Consider the following 15,970-nt stretch of genomic DNA (forward strand, 5'->3'; position numbering starts at 1 on the left):
ATGCTCAATCTGGCAGGCGTTCAGTTAGAAAGCCCTCTGCTGCTTGGTACTGGCAAGTTTGCCAGTGCGGCACAATTAATGGCTGCAGTCACAGCATCAGGCACTGAGCTGGTGACCCTGGCAATGAAGCGGTTGGATTTACAACACCAAAGCGACGATATCCTGACGCCCTTGCAACAGCTGGGCGTTCGGCTGCTGCCCAATACTTCCGGTGCTAAAACAGCCAGCGAAGCCATCTTTGCCGCAGAGCTGGCCCGCGAGGCGCTTGGCACCCACTGGCTGAAACTCGAGATCCATCCGGATCCGCGCTATTTGCTGCCGGATCCTATTGAAACCCTGCAGGCTGCGCACGAGCTGGTAAAACGTGGTTTTGTGGTACTGCCTTATTGCCCGGCCGATCCGGTACTGTGCAAACGACTGGAAGAAGCTGGCTGTGCTGCCGTAATGCCGTTGGGTGCACCGATAGGCTCCAATCAGGGCCTACAGACCCTGGCAATGCTGGAGATCATTATAGAGCAGGCGACGGTACCGGTCATTATTGATGCAGGCCTTGGGGCTCCCTCCCATGCCTGTCAGGCGTTGGAGCTGGGTGCCAGTGCTGTGCTGGTCAATACTGCCATTGCCAGTGCGGCCGATCCTGTTGCTATGGCAACAGGCTTCCGGCTGGCATGCCAGGCCGGAGTTCATGCCCGGCGCAGCGGTTTGGCAGCTACCTCTTCGCAGGCGCATGCTTCCAGCCCACTGACCCACTTTTTGGAGACGCTATGACCCAGGGGTTCTATGAACTGTGGCAGCAGCAAAGCTGGGAGCACCAGTTGCTTCAAAGCCGAAGCTATTCACTGGCCCAGGTGAAACAAGCGCTCGGTAAAACCCGGCTTACCCTGCAAGACTTCCAGGCTCTGATATCGCCGGCTGCCGAGCCGCTGCTGCCTGAACTGGCAGCCAAAGCACAACAACGAACCCGCCAGCGCTTTGGGCGAACTCAGCAGCTGTTTGCCCCTTTGTATCTATCCAACCTCTGTGCCAATGAATGCAGTTACTGCGGCTTTTCCATGAGCCAGAAAGTCAAACGCCGGGTACTCACTGCCGAAGAAATCGAAAAAGAATGCCTGGCATTGCGTCAATCCGGCATCGATCAGGTACTGATAGTCACCGGTGAGCATGAACGCAAAGTGGGCATGTCCTACTTCCGGCAGATGCTACCTTTGATCCGCCGTCACTTCAGTAGTCTGATGCTGGAAGTGCAACCCTTATCCGAAGCCCACTACCTGGAGTTACGTCAGCTTGGTGTCGATGCGGTGATGGTGTATCAGGAAACCTATCAACAAAGCGCCTATCAGCGTTACCACTTAAAAGGCCAAAAGTCCGATATGAGCTGGCGGCTCGGTTGCCCGGATCGGCTGGGCAAAGCCGGTATTGATAAAATCGGTTTAGGCGTATTATTTGGCCTGGCAGACTGGCGCACCGATGCCAGCTTTTTGGCCATGCACTTGTTGTATTTGCAACAACAGTACTGGCAAAGCCGTTATTCACTGTCGGTACCGAGGATCCGGCCTTGCAGCGGTGGTATCGAAGTCCCCTATCCACTGAGCGACAAGCATTTGGTGCAACTAGTCTGTGCCTTCCGCCTGCTGTCTCCCAGTCTTGAGATCAGCTTATCCACCCGTGAACGGGCTGAGCTGCGCGATCAGCTGGTACCCATTGCCATTACCAGCAGCAGTGCCGGCTCCAGCACCCGCCCCGGTGGGTATGCAGTGGATCCTGAAGCACTGGAACAATTTAGCATCGACGATAGCCGTAGTCCGGCTTTATACCGGCAGCATCTGCAACAACTGGGGATGGCTCCGGTGCTTAAAGACTGGGAACCTTATTTAGGAAGATAACAACTGCCAGTTTGAAGTCGGGGCGCAATCAAGCGCCCCGATGACTTAAGAAACTAATTGCCGATATCCAATCCTGCAGCTTCCAACATCTGCAGTAATTGCGGCTGATACTTTTCTGCCAACGCCATGCCGATTTGCGCACCTTCGGAAAACAGCTGCGGCATTAGCTCAACACTTTTGGCACCTACCGGGGACTTGTAGAACTGAACCAGTTCTTTTAACTCCGCTTCACTGAAATGCTTTTTATAAAGCGCGGCCATCGGCACTTTCATTTCGTCCCAGCTCATGTAGGTCCGGCTCCATTCCAGCAATACCGGCTCGTACTGTGCCAGCACTGGGTTTGACCCTGCCATCATTTGCACCAGTTGTTGCTGCATCTGAAGCACTTGCTCCTGGCCTCCCATCACATCCAGCAATTCATAGGCCGGATCCGCTTTTAATGGAAAACAGCACAACATCGCCGCCAGCAGAATTGATTTCTTTAACATCGTTTTTTTCCTTTTATTCAAAGACAGCTCAAAATAACTTAAACTCAGAGTGGTTGCAATTGCTGGGGCATCAAAGCCAGGCTTTCGATGTGCTATGCTTAAAACTGTGTTTTAACAAGGATAACAAATGAAGCTAACGGAAGTTAAACACCCGCTGGTGCAGCATAAAATGGGCTTATTGCGTTCAGCCGATATCAGCACCAAAGCCTTTCGCGAACTTGCCAGAGAAGTTGGCAGTTTACTTACTTACGAAGCCACCACCGATTTACCACTGGAAGACTGTAGTATTGAAGGCTGGTGCGGCACCATTCCAATCCGGCAAATTCAAGGCAAGAAAGTCACTGTAGTGCCTATTTTACGGGCAGGTTTAGGGATGATGGACGGTGTACTGGAGCACTTACCCAGCGCCCGCATTAGTGTGGTTGGTATTTACCGGGATGAGCACAGCCTGCAACCTGTTCCTTATTTCCAAAAGCTGGCACCGGATATGGAGCACCGTTTGGCCATCGTAGTGGATCCAATGCTGGCCACCGGTGGCTCAATGATTGCAACCGTTGATCTGTTAAAACAACAAGGCTGCAAGCATATCAAAGCTCTGGTGCTGGTGGCAGCGCCGGAAGGCATCAGTGCCTTATCGAAGGCACATCCGGATATCGAGCTTTACACCGCAGCCGTCGATGAAAAACTTAACGAGCATGGCTACATTTTGCCGGGGCTTGGCGATGCCGGCGACAAATTATTTGGTACCAAATAAGGCTCACCGTGGCAATAAGTTGCAGCCACAGGTGAACTTGCTTAGAATAAAGTAGAGCATTTACTCTAACGAGGATTTCTATGCACTTCCGTTCTTCATTGGCAGGCCTGACAGCCATGCTGCTTTTCCTGATGCCAGACAGCACATTACGGGCAACAACGCTCAGCCTGCCTGATGCTGAGCAGCGACTGGCATCGAACCGAACTTTGCTGGCGCAGCAAGCTGATGTCGATGCCTGGCAAGCCCAGCAGCGAGCACTGAACAGCCTGAACCTGCCACAGCTGAGCATCACCATTGCCGGTATTGCCTATGAAAAAGAAGTGACTTTCGATATTCCGGTGATCAACCAGCCAGCCGAACTCGATGTGTTTCGCAGTGGTATTCGTAGCCAGATGAATCTGCTTTGGCCTCTGTACACCGGTGGCCGAACCAATGCGGCTCAGCAACAAGTTGCCGCCAGGGTTACCGAAGCCGAAGCGGAACAACGTTTGCTGCAACTGCAGTTGCTAAAACGATTATTTGATCTGTACTTTTCCAGCCAGATGATGCAACAGGTGGTGCAGGTTCGGGAGCAAGCTCTGCAGACTCTGGATGCCCATGTTCATAAAGCTAGGCGCTTCGAACAAGAGGGCCTGATCACCCAGCTCAACCGGATGCAGGCCGAAGTAGCTCAGGCAGAAGCCCGCCGAAGCGCTGTCCAAGCCAGACGGCAGCTCATTGATGTTCAGGCTGCCTTGCAAAATTTACTGCAACTGGATGCACTCAGTTGCTTAAGTACCCCACTGCCCCAGCCAGTCGCATTAACCGAATCTATCGACTGGTTTGTTGCCGAGGCCAGGCGCAATAACCCGGTTTTTTCGCAGTTGCAGGCGAAAGATCGTCAGGTAAAGCAGCAACTACGCATAGAGCAAGGCAAAAAGCTGCCCGAGGTGTTCCTGGTAGGCAGCTATGATTTAAACCGAGCCGCCACCCCCTTGACCGAGCCTGACTGGAGCATTGGTCTTGGCATGCGTTATCACTTTACTACCCCGGTGAATCGCCAGGCCAGTGTAGATGCCGTACTTAGCCGGCAACAACAGCTGGATCACAGCCGGGATCAGGCCGACGCCGATATGCAGTTGGCGGTGGAAAGCAGCTACCGTACCGTGCTGCAGCATCTGGAGCAATTTGAGTTGTTACAGCAGGATCTGGAACTGGCACGCGAACATGCCCGTTTGCAACGCCATGCTTTTGAAGAAGGCATGGCAACGTCACTGGATGTGACCGATGCCCGTTTAAAGCAAGCGGCTGCTGAAGTAGAGGCACTGCAGGCTGCTTTTCAATACAGCAGCGCCCTGGCGCAACTCACTCAGCTAACAGGCCGCCCGGAATTATTAGCCAACTGGCTGCCTGCTTTATTGCAACAGCAGTCCTGCGCATCCATTTAAGGGTTCAACATGCAAAGTAAAAAAATTATTCTACCTCTCTTCGCTGTTCTTTTGGTGCTGGTGCTCTTCTGGTGGCTTTGGCCAAGCCCACAACCCGAGTTCTTGCATGGTGATGTCGAAGTGCGGGAGATCCGTATAGCCAGCAAGATCCCAGGCCGTGTCAGTCGAATGCATGTCAAAGAAGGCGATATGGTTCAGCCGGGCCAATTGTTGTTTGAACTGGATAGTCCCGAGCTAAATGCCAAACTGGCTCAGGCTGAAGCCGCCGAAGCGGCGACCAAAGCACTGCAGGATGAAGCTGAAGCCGGCCTTCGTAGTGAAGAAATAGAGATGGCCCGGCTGGACTGGCAGCGGGCGCTGGTGCAGCAAAACCTGTACCAAACGACGTTGAACAGGATGCGTAATTTGCATGCCGAAGGCCTGGTGTCACAACAACAACTGGATGAAGTACAGGCAAAGTGGCAAGCCAGTACCGATCAGGCCAGCGCAGCGGAGGCACGTTACACCATGGCAGCTTCCGGCGCACGCCAGGAGCAACTGCGGGCAGTACAGGCACAGAACCGTCGTGCTGCTGCAGCCGTAGCTGAAGTAGAAGCTTACCGGCAGGAAACCCGCATGCTCGCTCCTCTGGCCGGTGAAATTGCCAGCATAGTCATTCAGCCCGGCGAGCTGGCACCTACCGGGTATCCGGTGATTACGTTAATTGACCCAACCGATAGCTGGGTGGTCTTTACCATCCGGGAAGATAAGCTCAATGCACTGGTCCCAGGCACCGAGTTTGATGCCTGGGTACCCGCATTGAACCATAGCCTGCGCTTTCGCGTCAGCAAGCTAAGTGCCCTGCCATCTTTTGCGAATTGGAAGCAAGTCCGGGGTACCCCGGGTTACGACTTGAAAACCTTCCAACTGGAAGCAAGGCCCGTGCAGCATGAGCCTAAGTTACGGGCCGGTATGACCGTGATACTGGCGCTGGAGGACTGATGTCGGCTTTTCGGCTTAGCCTGAGCCGCGAACTCAAGCACCTGCACGATGATCGTGGTGATCGCTTTTTAGCCCTTTGGCTAATGCCTTTGCTTTGCATCTTTATCTGGTGGATTTTTTCTGCCGGTCAGCCCGAGCAACTGCCTGTTGCTGTGATGGATCAGGATCAAAGCCCTTTGTCACGGCAACTGATCAGGTTGGTTGATGCTGCCCCCGGAGTAGCGGTCACCCTGGATGCCACTGACAGTAAAGTGGCCGTGGATGCCCTGCGTCAACGCCAGATCTATGGCCTGTTGATTTTACCCAAAGGCCTGCAAGATAGTATCTATCAGGGACAGCCTGCCGAACTGGTGTTGCAGCTAAACAGCCAATACACCACCTATGCATCAACACTGCAACGTGGCATTCAGCAAGCCATTATGACTGTCGGTGTCGGTATTCACAGCGACAGGCTGCAGCGACAGGGTCTTTACCCCGAGGCCAGTCTGGCCACTGTACTGCCGGTGCAGGTGCTCGCCACCCCTTTATACAACGAGGGGCCAAGTTATGAGGTATTTCTGGCAGCTACTTTAATTCCGGCCCTGTTTCAGATCCTGGCAATGGTAGTCACCGTTTCTGCCATAGGGCGGGAGCTAAGAGACGGCACAGCCAAAGCCTGGCTGGATAGTGCCGGTGGCTCAGTGTTACTGGCGTTGGTAAGCAAACTGGTTCCCTACTTTGCTTTACTTATATTGTACGGCGCTGGCTACGTACTCTTGTTTCAGTTGCTGGCTCCTGCCAGCTATGCCGGCTCCGCTGTAAATATCTGGTCTAGTTTTGTGTTAATGATTGCAGCTGCCATGGCCATCGCGTTGCTGCTGGTTGCTCTGACCCGAAACTTTCGCATGGCTCTCAGTCTGGCCGGTTTTTACAGCGCGCCTGCTTTTGCCTACTCCGGTCAGGCCTTCCCTCTGGTAGCCATGCCGGAGCTGGCTCAGTACTGGGCTAGTATTTTGCCACTGACCCACTGGCTGAAGTTATACAATCAGCAATGGCTGGCTGGCGCGCCATGGCAAGCGGCCAGCACCCCCTGGCTGGTACTGCTGTCGATGCTGCTGCTGGGCAGTATTTCAGGTTATCTGCTATTGAAACGCTCGGGCTTTAAAGCCGAAAGCTGGGGGGCACGTTAATGACTATCTGGCAACACAGCCTGCACACCTGGCGATTGATCTTTAAAGATAAGGGCGCCATTTTACTGTTGTTTGTCGCAGGCTTAATTTATTCCTTTTTCTACCCACTGCCTTACCACTTCGAACAAGTGGAATCAGTACCTACTATTTTGATTGACCAGGATCACAGTGCGTCTTCCAGAAACCTGCGACGCCTGTTGCTGGCATCACCAAATCTGGAAATACGTCAAATCAGCAGCGAAACATCCGCCATTCAAGCCGCGTTATGGCAAGGCGATGTGATGGCTCTGATTATTATCCCAAGTGGCTTTCATCAGGATATCCTGGCAGGGCGTGCTGCACAGGTGCAGATTGCCAGCCATGGCGGCTACCTGCTGGCTGGCAGCAAAGCCTTGATGAATGCCAATGAAGCAGCCCTGACAATGGGTGCAGCGGTTAGTATGCACAAGCTACAAAGTCTGGGGTTTAGTCCGATACAAGCCATCGACAGTCTGCAACCCCTGCAGTTGCACAGCCGCTCTTTGTACAACCCCAAGGATGGCTATGGCCATGCCATAGTGCCGGCAGTGATGGTGCTGGTGATCCAGCAGACACTGTTAATCGGCGTAACCTTGCTGCTGGGCAGGCAAGCCGAGCTGAAGCAACTGCCAAGCGGTTGGCGCGCCTACAGTGGTATGCTGCTTACCTTTAGCTGTATCGGACTGCTCAACTCACTGTATTTTTTCCTGGTTGCCCTTCGGCTGCAACACTATGCTCAGCTTGGTCCCTTAGTGCATCTGCTGCTATTTTGTCTGCTATTCTCGCTGTGCATAGCTGCTTTTGCCCTGCTGCTTGGCCGCTTGTTTCAAAGCCGTGAACGTGGCTTGCAGTTGCTGCTGATTAGTGCCGTACCCATGCTGTTTATCTCGGGGTACAGTTGGCCGGCCGAATCCCTGCCAACAGCGCTCTACTATCTGCGCTGGTTGCTCCCCTCCACAGCCGGCATTCATGGGTTTGTAGGTATCAATCAACTGGGCGCCAGCCTGGTCGATATTCAACAAGAGTTGGTGGCTCTTAGCGGTCTGACACTCGGCATGATTGCAGTTGGACTCTGGCTGTACCGTCCGACAGGCAAGCAATTGCCCTGAAACGGCAAGCCTTTGCCTGTTTGCTGTATCACCACAGCCAGGCACAACAAGGCGCCAGGCTGTCTGAACATTGCATCAGCCTGGCGCAGCCTTTGCATCGTGCTCACTTCACAAGCAGTCATCTTTCACCAGGCAGTACCAACCCATGGAGCAGCTGATATGCTGATTATTCCCCAAACCAGTGGCAGTGAATACCAGGCACTACGACAACGTCTGCGCGAAGACAACAAAGCCGATTTGTATCCTTTGCCCGTAAAACAGCCCGTACAAGACAGCAAAAATGAGATCCAACCTCAACCTGTGCCAGATGTGCGCCCTACCCCCATTCCTGAGCCAGATCGGGTCACTCTGGGACAAGCTGCACCAGGCTCCGAGGGATTAAGCCTGACCTACCGACCTGATGGCAGAGTGCCAGAACAAGTGACGGAGCGGGTAGACTATCTAAGCCAGATGATGCAGGCCATGACAGATGCCAAAGTTGGGTTTGACCGCGAAAAATACGAAGAGCTGCAAGAAAAAATTGATGAGATCCTGGCCAAAGAGGAACTCACCGATGCCGATCGGTCAAAACTGGAAGCTCTGGAGCAAGAACAACGCCGGCTGTTTGAAGTTGCGGCAAAACGACTGGCAGAAAAAGCTGTCAATGAGGAAAAAGTCTGATCCTGACTTGCGATAACGGGAAAAAGCTGGCATCTTGCGGCCATCTTCGTTGAAACAGGGACAATGCAGTGGAGCTTATCCCTTGGTCTTTTCATACCCATTATGGCTTTTGCCTGCGGGGGTACCACAGTGCTCCCAGTGGCAAGCCGGTATTGCATGTTTTGCATGGCAATGGCTTTTGCAGCCGGATGTACCAACCCATGCTGCAACAACTGGCCAGAGACTATGACTTATTCTTATCCGATGCGCAGGGACATGGTGACAGCGATCATGGTGGCCCCTTTGTCGGCTGGAATGAAAGTGCTGAGCTGGCAGCCCAGGCCTGGTTAGCGCATCGTGATCGCTTTGCCAATGTTCCCCACATTGGTCTTGGTCATAGTTTTGGAGGGGTGCTGACAGCGCTGAATAATGCCGCTTACCCTGATCTGTTCTCTCAGGTGGTCTTGCTCGATCCTGTGCTGTTTACCCCCGGCATGCTGACCAGCATGAAAGCACTTACCCTGGTTCGACTGTACCAACGAAACCCCTATGCCCGAGCGGCGCTAAAACGCCGGCAGCATTGGCCAGACAAAACCACCGCAAAAAACTACCTGCAGCAACGTGGCCTGTACCGGAATTGGCAGCCTGAAGCTTTGGCCGCTTACATCGACCATGCCCTAAAACCGACGGAGCACGGTATTAGTTTAAAATGCCAACCTGAGCGGGAGGCCGAAATTTTTGGCTCCTACCCACGCAATTTGTGGCGTCAACTCGCTAAGCCCTGCGCGCCAACGCTGGTGCTTTATGGCAATAACAGTTATCCTTTTGTGCCTAAAGCGCTGCAAAAATGGCAGCATCTCAACCCTGCAGTTGAGCTTGAGCAGCTGCCGGGCAGCCATTGCTTTATGCAAGAAGCACCGCAAATGACCGCAACTGCGATTCATGCGAAACTTAGCGCTATAAAATGCGTCTGAAGCGGGTATAATTCGCTGCACTACCAAAACGGGAACATGCCGGAGTAATGATGAAAACACGTTTTGTCCTTTGTGTACTGGCCAGTCTGGTCGTTTCAGCCTGTGCTACCAAGCCAGAAGTATCCCGTAGCGAACGTCTGCCAACCACGGTGGTTCCGGTCGATACGCTGGTGGTTGAAGAAGTACCAGACACCGAGGCGACTCAGGCGCTTGCCACCGACTTCGAGATGATTTTTATCGATCAGGATATGAGCTTTATCGGCACCCTGCCCTGTGCCGATTGCCCCGGCATTGCTTTTCATCTGAACCTGTACCGCGATGGCCGCTTTGAAATTCGCCAGGAATACCTGGAGCGCAACAACATATTACTGGTTAAAGGCACCTGGCTGCTGGAGCAACGCACCCTGCACCTGATGAACCAGCAACACACCCTGCCTACCTTCCAGTTTGTCAGCAATCACCGGTTGACCATGCTGGATATGGCGGGTAAACCCATTGTTTCCAGCCTGAATTACCATTTGGATCGTGCCAGCCGGCTGCAGTCTATTGATACCCGCCGGCCAATGCTTGGTCTGTACCGGGTCAATGGAGATCTGGCCAGCTTTACCCAATGTGACTCCGGCGAGCGTTATCAGGTTGCCATGACACAACACCATATGCCGATGCTGCGCAACTACCGGCAGGATCCGGCACTGGATGGTCGTCCTGTAATTGCCACCCTAACTGGCCGTCTTGGCAATGGTAAAGACAGTGATACCTTATTTATTGATCAATTTGAACAGTTTTGGCCTGGTGCCAGCTGCCCGGAGCGCCATGCTCCTGAAAGCATGCAGGGTGTAGTTTGGCGGGCTGAGAAAATCGCCGATCAGTACGTACCCCAGCAATTGAATGTTCGGGTGCTGTTTCGCGACAACAACACTCTGTATGGTTTTTCCGGCTGCAATAACTTTCATGCCAACTACCGTCAGCGCGCCAACACCCTGCAGGTCAGTCCATTGGCCATGACCCGCAAGTTCTGTGACGAAAGCAGCCGCATCGAAAGCAGTTTCACCGAACGTTTGCAAAGCGCCGACAGGGCCGAAGTAAACGGCAATACCCTGCAATTGTTTAAAAACAACCAGGTGATTATGCAACTGGTTCCTGCGGCTAACTGACGCCTGCCAGTATGTATTCCTGGCAAAACACCGGCAACCGCCGGCGTTTTGCCAGAGCGAATAAAACAAAGTATCTTTCGAAGATCAGCACAATTCATTGCTCGTTCAGTTGCTAACGATTATGCTGAATCGAACTCCTTTGAATTGGGCCACTATGCGTCGTTTCTTTCGTATTTTCAGCCTGAGTCTGACCCTGCTGCTGTGCTTACTGCTGGCTGCATTTCTCTGGCTACAGCACCAGCTACGTCAACTACCCATCACTAACCTTGATTACCAGATCAGCCAGTGGGGCTTGCGTCAGTTGCGGTTGGAGCATCTTCATTTTGATTATCTAATAGCTGACGCCCCACTGCACATGGAACTGAATCAAGTGCACTTAAGTTGGCACTGGCAAGGACTGCGCCCGCAGTTAAACCTGCTAACACTGCATCAACTGGATGTCCGGCTTGCAAGCATGCCGCAAGCAACTGAGTCAGCACCAAAGGCTGCGATGCAATTGCCGGAGCACTGGCACTGGCCGGACTGGTTGCCGGCACAGAGTCGTATTGACTGGCTGCAGCTGGATCTGCCCTGTGATCAGCTGCGTTGTATTTATCAGGGCAGCCTTGAGCTTACTCACCAGACCGAACAACTCGATGTCAGTATGCAGCTCTATGCAGTGCAGCACTCTGAACACCCCCTCAGTTTGCAGCTGAGCTATCAACTCCAACAACACTGGCCGCAACTGGAGCTGATGCTTCAGCTTGATGAGGTGCTGCAACTCGAACTGAGCAGCACCTTACAGGCACATAGCGCTGATTTGACTGACACCAGTTGGCAAGGCGCGATGGCCTTTAGTCTGCGACCACCACCATCCTGGCTAGTGACCGAGTTAGCACGTTGGCAGCTGGAGTTGCCAGAGCTTTGGCTGTCACAATTCCGGCAGCAAGTCTCTGCCAGCAGTCAATGGCAGTTTGCTGTGCCGCCGCAGTTGTCTGAGCAATGGTGGCAACACCTGAACGGCAGCATGCAATTGCAATTAAGCAGTCCCAGCCCCTTATACCTGCCTGATCTTGGCCTGATCACTGCCGAGCTGCAAGCCAGTGCCGAATTTAACCAGGGTCAGTTGGCTCCCTTTCGGGTCGCTGCCGGTGGCACTCTGACAGAAATCGTAGTGCCAGAGCCCCTGCTGGCGGCAGGTTTTAAACTACCAACACTGTACTGGAGCCTGAGCAGCCAGCACAGTGAAGCGTTCAGTCTGGCGGCACTGCCTTTGCAATTCCGGCTTGATTCGGCCGACCAGCAGCACCAGCTGCATGCCATCTTTAACCTGGATCTGTTAGCACAAAAAGCACAGCTGGAACAGCTGCAGCTTCGCCTGGTCCAGCCAGAGCTTCGCGCAGGCGACTGGCAACTCAGCGCGGTAGAACTGGCAGGCTCACTAAGTGGCTCCCTGTCCGCTCAGCAACTGCAGCTAAGGAGCAGTAGCCCTTTGCAACTGCAAGCAAAGCTAGAAAACCCGGAGTTGTCGCTTCAAATCGCCCATACCTCGCTGCATCTGGATCAGCTGCAACTCGACTCCAGGCTTGCAACGACAGAAACCGCGTCGCATCGCCTCAGTAGCCGCCTGGTCTTTAACGCCGAACAATTGCAACAACCCCAGCTCAAAACACTGGACTGGCAATGGCAGGGTAATCTGAGTGCCAACAGCAGCAAAGACTGGCAGCTTAGCTCTGCAGGCGAGCTCATAGCCTCCTCAGGCCTGGAGCTGCGTTCTGATGTGCAAGCCAACACCCATCAAGTAACTTTGCATTGGCAGTTGGCCGATGTCTTTATGTTGGCTGGCAATACCCTGGCAAGCACAATGGCCGACTGGCCGGAGTTGCTGACCCTGCAGCGTGGCCGCATCAAGCATCAGGGGGAGCTGCGCCTGGCATTGGCCGACCAAAGTTATCAGCTGCACAGTACGACCGAGTTGCTGGAGCTGGCAGGTTTTTACGACACCACCACCTTTCGCGGTATCAATGGCCAGTTGCTGCTGGCCGCCGATCCAAAGCAATTGCAACTAAGCACTTCGCGCCTTGCGGTGGAACAATTTGAGCAAGGGGTGATGGGCGGGCCTTTGCATTTGGCCGCTCAGTACCAGGCTGAGTGGGATGCGCCAACAGCCGGCATTTTGCAGTTGCACGACAATGAATTGATACTCTTTAATGGCCGCATCTCTGTGCCGGCTATGGCACTGGATCTTAGTCAGCCACAGTGGCTGTTACCACTGCATATCAAGCAACTGGATTTGCAGCAGTTGCTTACCCAGCACCCTACCTCGGATTTAACCGGCCATGGTCTGATTGATGGTGAAATCCCGCTCATTATCTCCGCCCGGGGTGTGGAAGTCGCCCAGGGACGATTACGGGCCCTAGAGCCTGGCGGAAGCCTGAGTTACCGCTCACCACAGGCACAAGGCATGGCCGCCAGCAACCCTGGTATGAAAATGATCATTGCTGCTCTGGATGACTTCCACTACTCTGTGCTCAGCAGTGATGTCAGCTACAGTACGGATGGCCACCTGACGCTGGCACTGCGGCTGGAAGGCCGAAACCCGGCCATGGAAGGTGGCAGACCAGTGCATTTTAATATCACGCTGGAAGAAAATATCCCGGCCCTGATCACCAGCTTGCAATTAACCAATCAACTGAACGAAGTGATACAAAAAAGGGTACAGGAGCGGTTACAACGACCGCGCCAACCTTAAGGAGGAAACAGATGCACACCAAAGTGATCACCATGCTCGCCTTGTCGCTGTGGCTTAGCGGTTGCACCCCAACCGTTCAGGTCGCAGCACCCAGCGAGCCCATTACCATCAACCTGAATGTAAAAATTGAGCACGAGATCTTAATTCGCGTAGATCGCGAGCTCGATCAGCTGTTTAGCGATTCCAGTGGCTTATTCTAAGGAGCATATGATGAAAGCAACCACTACCTTTCGAACTTTACTGGCAACGCTGTTGCTGGTTTGTGCCCTGCCCGTTATGGCAATGAATCTGCAGCAAGCGATGAATGCGCTGGGCCCAGCCAAAGAGCAAGGCCTGATCGGTGAACAAATCAATGGCTATTTGGGCTTAGTTCAAGATAACGCGCAAAGCCGTCAGATTGTTGAGCTTATCAACGATGCCCGCAGGGCCGAGTACAGCCGCATTGCCCGTGACAACAACATCGCTGTTGCTGATGTTGAAGCAAGAGCTGGCCAACGTGCGATTGAGCGGACGCCAACAGGACAATTTGTCAAACTGGATGGTCAGTGGGTTAGAAAGCGCTGACATTAACCCCATGCCAAACAAGCTGTACAGCAGTACACAGATTCGATCCCTTGAGCAGCAGGCCATTGCTGAGCTCGCTCAGGGAGACTTTGTGCTGATGCAACAAGCGGCCAGTGCACTGCTTGGTTTACTAAAGCAGCGCTGGCCGAGCCGTAGAAACTTGCTGGTTTATGCCGGCAATGGCAACAATGGTGGTGATGGCTACTTGCTGGCGGCATACGCCAAAGCCGAAGGCTACCGTGTTGCCATCAAATGCCTTGGTGATCACCGCCAACTGCCCCAGGCAGCTCTGATGGCCAAACAAGCTGCCGGGCAAGCGCTCATCCCAATGCTGGCCCTGGATGACCCATTCAAAGCCGATGTGCTGGTGGACGCACTCTTTGGTATTGGTCTGAACCGGCCGGTTGACGGTGATTACGCCAAAGCCATCGCACAAATCAATCAGACCACGAGCCCAGTGCTTGCAGTTGATGTGCCATCCGGTCTATGTGCCGATAGCGGCCAGGTTTTAGGCTCCGCCGTTCAAGCCGATGTGACTTTAAGCTTTATTGGGCACAAAGTCGGCTTATTCACTGCAGATGGGCCGGATCATTGCGGCGACTTACTGCTGGAGCCATTAGCGATACCACAGCATTTGCTGGCGGCTCAGGCTGCCTGTGCCACTCTGGTTCAGGGACCCGAATTACTGAACAAACTACCGCGAAGACGAAAAAACTTCCACAAGGGTCAGGCGGGCCATGTGGTGATCCTTGGCGGTGATTATGGCATGGCCGGAGCCCCCTTACTGAGCGCTGAAGCAGCACTTCGCTCTGGCGCCGGCCTGGTTAGCGTACTTACCCGTAAAGAGCATCTAAGCGCCCTGCTGGCCAGGCGGCCAGAATGCATGGTGCATGGCGTGGAAGCGCAACAGGACTTGCTTCCTTTCCTAACCAAAGCCAGCGTCATTGTGGCAGGACCAGGCCTTGGTCAACGGTTTTGGGGCCAGCAATTACTGCAACAAGTGTTGGCCATGGACAAAGCTGTGCTGCTGGATGCTGATGCACTGAATCTGCTGGCGCAGCAACCACAGCTCAGACCTAAACAACTGATCCTGACACCTCATCCAGGTGAAGCGGCCCGCTTGCTGCAATGCAGCAGCCAGCAGATACAACAAAACAGGCTACAAGCGCTGCAGTCCCTTCAACAACGTTATCAGGCCACAGTACTGCTTAAAGGCAATGGCAGCCTGATTGCCGGTTCCTCTGGCCTGCAGCTCCTTAATGCCGGCAACCCAGGCATGGCCTCTGCCGGTATGGGTGATCTACTCAGCGGCGTTATTGCTGCCTTGTGGGCGCAGGGCATGAACGCCGAAGATGCCACAGCTTTGGGCAGTTGGTTGCATGCGACAGCAGCAGATCGCCAAGCTCAAAGTCTGGGACAACGCGGCCTGCTGGCACTGGATCTATTGACTGAAGTGCGGCAACTCATCCATCAGCAGATGGTGTAGTATTCAACCATACTCCTGCCTTCGTTGACGTAACGCAACAAAGCAATGGCTCCCACCACTTGCTTTTTCACAGGATTGGTCCAATATAGGCTTTAACCCCGCCTGTTTAGCAGGCGGTTTTTTTATGTGACAGGAGATAGCAATGTCCAAACAACCTGCGATTACGCTTTCCAGCCTGGATTACGATCGCATTGATGCGTTACTGGCCAAAGAAAAAGAACTGAGCCCGGTACACGAACAGCTGTTGCTGGAAATGGAGCGGGCTACATTGGTAGAGCCAGAAGCCGTTCCGGCCAATGTGGTGACCATGCATTCCAAAGTACGCTTTAAACTAAAGAGCAGTGGCAAGGAATTTGAGAAAACCCTGTGTTACCCGCAAGAGCTGGCTACAACCAGCGATGGTATTTCGATTTTCGCACCGGTCGGCGCTGCGCTGATTGGCTTAGCAGTCGGCCAGCACATTGACTGGCCGATGCCGGGTGGGCAACTGGATCAGGTAGAAATTGTCGAACTGGTTGATCAGCCCGAGCGCAAAGGCGAGTTTTATCGCTAAGCACTCAGCGCCTGTGTTTTGCCAGGGGCAGCGTCGCTGC

16 protein-coding genes are annotated in these 15,970 nt (G+C 53.6%); 15 read left to right on the forward strand and 1 reads right to left on the reverse strand.

Annotation, left to right across the window (positions count from 1 at the left end):
- Positions 1–768, forward strand: coding sequence for a thiazole synthase (locus ABC502_RS10205; protein ID WP_330088896.1), 768 nt, complete (start codon positions 1–3; stop codon positions 766–768).
- Positions 765–1,883 carry a 2-iminoacetate synthase ThiH gene (gene thiH, locus ABC502_RS10210; RefSeq protein ID WP_345915832.1) on the forward strand — a complete coding sequence of 373 codons (1,119 nt, stop codon included), beginning with the start codon at positions 765–767 and terminating at the stop codon, positions 1,881–1,883. The genes ABC502_RS10205 and thiH overlap by 4 nt, the downstream gene beginning before the upstream one ends.
- A 53-nt stretch (positions 1,884–1,936) precedes the next feature.
- On the opposite strand, the gene ABC502_RS10215 is transcribed toward thiH, so the two are convergent.
- Positions 1,937–2,371, reverse strand: coding sequence for a DUF2059 domain-containing protein (locus tag ABC502_RS10215; protein WP_330088898.1), 435 nt, complete (start codon positions 2,369–2,371; stop codon positions 1,937–1,939).
- Between the two features lie 127 nt (positions 2,372–2,498).
- On the opposite strand from ABC502_RS10215, the gene upp reads away from it, so the two are divergent.
- The 13 genes from upp (at position 2,499) to rnk (ending at position 15,930) form a co-directional block, all read left to right on the forward strand.
- The gene (gene upp, locus ABC502_RS10220; protein WP_330088899.1) at positions 2,499–3,125 is read left to right on the forward strand and encodes a uracil phosphoribosyltransferase; all 627 of its coding nucleotides are present in this window, start codon (positions 2,499–2,501) and stop codon (positions 3,123–3,125) included.
- 80 nt (positions 3,126–3,205) lie between these two features.
- A complete protein-coding gene (locus tag ABC502_RS10225; protein ID WP_345915833.1) occupies positions 3,206–4,552 on the forward strand; it encodes a TolC family protein in 1,347 nt (448 codons plus the stop codon).
- Between the two features lie 9 nt (positions 4,553–4,561).
- Positions 4,562–5,533: a biotin/lipoyl-binding protein gene (locus ABC502_RS10230; RefSeq protein ID WP_330088901.1), complete on the forward strand. Its 972-nt coding sequence runs from the start codon at positions 4,562–4,564 to the stop codon at positions 5,531–5,533.
- Complete coding sequence (locus tag ABC502_RS10235; protein WP_345915834.1) at positions 5,533–6,702, forward strand: ABC transporter permease; 1,170 nt, start codon at positions 5,533–5,535, stop codon at positions 6,700–6,702. Before ABC502_RS10230 ends, ABC502_RS10235 begins: the two co-directional genes overlap by 1 nt.
- Positions 6,702–7,829, forward strand: a complete 1,128-nt coding sequence (locus ABC502_RS10240) for an ABC transporter permease (RefSeq protein WP_345915835.1) — start codon at positions 6,702–6,704, stop codon at positions 7,827–7,829. Before ABC502_RS10235 ends, ABC502_RS10240 begins: the two co-directional genes overlap by 1 nt.
- A gap of 159 nt (positions 7,830–7,988) precedes the next feature.
- Positions 7,989–8,489 carry a hypothetical protein gene (locus ABC502_RS10245; RefSeq protein WP_330088904.1) on the forward strand — a complete coding sequence of 167 codons (501 nt, stop codon included), beginning with the start codon at positions 7,989–7,991 and terminating at the stop codon, positions 8,487–8,489.
- Between the two features lie 68 nt (positions 8,490–8,557).
- Positions 8,558–9,442: an alpha/beta hydrolase gene (locus ABC502_RS10250; protein WP_345915837.1), complete on the forward strand. Its 885-nt coding sequence runs from the start codon at positions 8,558–8,560 to the stop codon at positions 9,440–9,442.
- A gap of 50 nt (positions 9,443–9,492) precedes the next feature.
- Positions 9,493–10,596: an META domain-containing protein gene (locus ABC502_RS10255; RefSeq protein WP_330088906.1), complete on the forward strand. Its 1,104-nt coding sequence runs from the start codon at positions 9,493–9,495 to the stop codon at positions 10,594–10,596.
- A gap of 121 nt (positions 10,597–10,717) precedes the next feature.
- Positions 10,718–13,327, forward strand: a complete 2,610-nt coding sequence (locus ABC502_RS10260) for a YdbH domain-containing protein (RefSeq protein ID WP_345915838.1) — start codon at positions 10,718–10,720, stop codon at positions 13,325–13,327.
- An 11-nt stretch (positions 13,328–13,338) separates the two neighbouring features.
- Positions 13,339–13,527, forward strand: coding sequence for a YnbE family lipoprotein (locus ABC502_RS10265; protein WP_330088908.1), 189 nt, complete (start codon positions 13,339–13,341; stop codon positions 13,525–13,527).
- Positions 13,528–13,537: 10 nt separating this feature from the next.
- Positions 13,538–13,891 (forward strand): YdbL family protein, encoded by a 354-nt coding sequence (locus tag ABC502_RS10270; RefSeq protein WP_330088909.1) that lies wholly within the window; start codon positions 13,538–13,540, stop codon positions 13,889–13,891.
- A 10-nt stretch (positions 13,892–13,901) separates the two neighbouring features.
- The gene (locus ABC502_RS10275) at positions 13,902–15,377 is read left to right on the forward strand and encodes an NAD(P)H-hydrate dehydratase (RefSeq protein ID WP_345915839.1); all 1,476 of its coding nucleotides are present in this window, start codon (positions 13,902–13,904) and stop codon (positions 15,375–15,377) included.
- Positions 15,378–15,519: 142 nt separating this feature from the next.
- On the forward strand, positions 15,520–15,930 hold the full coding sequence (gene rnk, locus ABC502_RS10280) for a nucleoside diphosphate kinase regulator (RefSeq protein ID WP_345915840.1): 411 nt from the start codon (positions 15,520–15,522) through the stop codon (positions 15,928–15,930).
- Positions 15,931–15,970 lie beyond the last annotated feature (40 nt).

This window comes from Alkalimonas sp. NCh-2 (assembly GCF_039631345.1).
Lineage (GTDB): Bacteria > Pseudomonadota > Gammaproteobacteria > Enterobacterales > Alteromonadaceae > Alkalimonas > Alkalimonas mucilaginosa.

Bases quoted from the DNA above. Each gene is read 5' to 3' on its own strand.
- ABC502_RS10205 (WP_330088896.1), top strand. From the start codon at position 1: ATGCTCAATCTGGCAGGCGTTCAGTTAGAAAGCCCTCTGCTGCTTGGT.
- ABC502_RS10255 (WP_330088906.1), top strand. From the start codon at position 9,493: ATGAAAACACGTTTTGTCCTTTGTGTACTGGCCAGTCTGGTCGTTTCA.
- ABC502_RS10215 (WP_330088898.1), bottom strand. From the start codon at position 2,371: ATGTTAAAGAAATCAATTCTGCTGGCGGCGATGTTGTGCTGTTTTCCA.
- rnk (WP_345915840.1), top strand. From the start codon at position 15,520: ATGTCCAAACAACCTGCGATTACGCTTTCCAGCCTGGATTACGATCGC.
- ABC502_RS10270 (WP_330088909.1), top strand. From the start codon at position 13,538: ATGAAAGCAACCACTACCTTTCGAACTTTACTGGCAACGCTGTTGCTG.
- ABC502_RS10225 (WP_345915833.1), top strand. From the start codon at position 3,206: ATGCACTTCCGTTCTTCATTGGCAGGCCTGACAGCCATGCTGCTTTTC.
- thiH (WP_345915832.1), top strand. From the start codon at position 765: ATGACCCAGGGGTTCTATGAACTGTGGCAGCAGCAAAGCTGGGAGCAC.
- ABC502_RS10245 (WP_330088904.1), top strand. From the start codon at position 7,989: ATGCTGATTATTCCCCAAACCAGTGGCAGTGAATACCAGGCACTACGA.
- ABC502_RS10235 (WP_345915834.1), top strand. From the start codon at position 5,533: ATGTCGGCTTTTCGGCTTAGCCTGAGCCGCGAACTCAAGCACCTGCAC.
- ABC502_RS10240 (WP_345915835.1), top strand. From the start codon at position 6,702: ATGACTATCTGGCAACACAGCCTGCACACCTGGCGATTGATCTTTAAA.
- ABC502_RS10230 (WP_330088901.1), top strand. From the start codon at position 4,562: ATGCAAAGTAAAAAAATTATTCTACCTCTCTTCGCTGTTCTTTTGGTG.
- upp (WP_330088899.1), top strand. From the start codon at position 2,499: ATGAAGCTAACGGAAGTTAAACACCCGCTGGTGCAGCATAAAATGGGC.
- ABC502_RS10275 (WP_345915839.1), top strand. From the start codon at position 13,902: ATGCCAAACAAGCTGTACAGCAGTACACAGATTCGATCCCTTGAGCAG.
- ABC502_RS10260 (WP_345915838.1), top strand. From the start codon at position 10,718: ATGCTGAATCGAACTCCTTTGAATTGGGCCACTATGCGTCGTTTCTTT.
- ABC502_RS10265 (WP_330088908.1), top strand. From the start codon at position 13,339: ATGCACACCAAAGTGATCACCATGCTCGCCTTGTCGCTGTGGCTTAGC.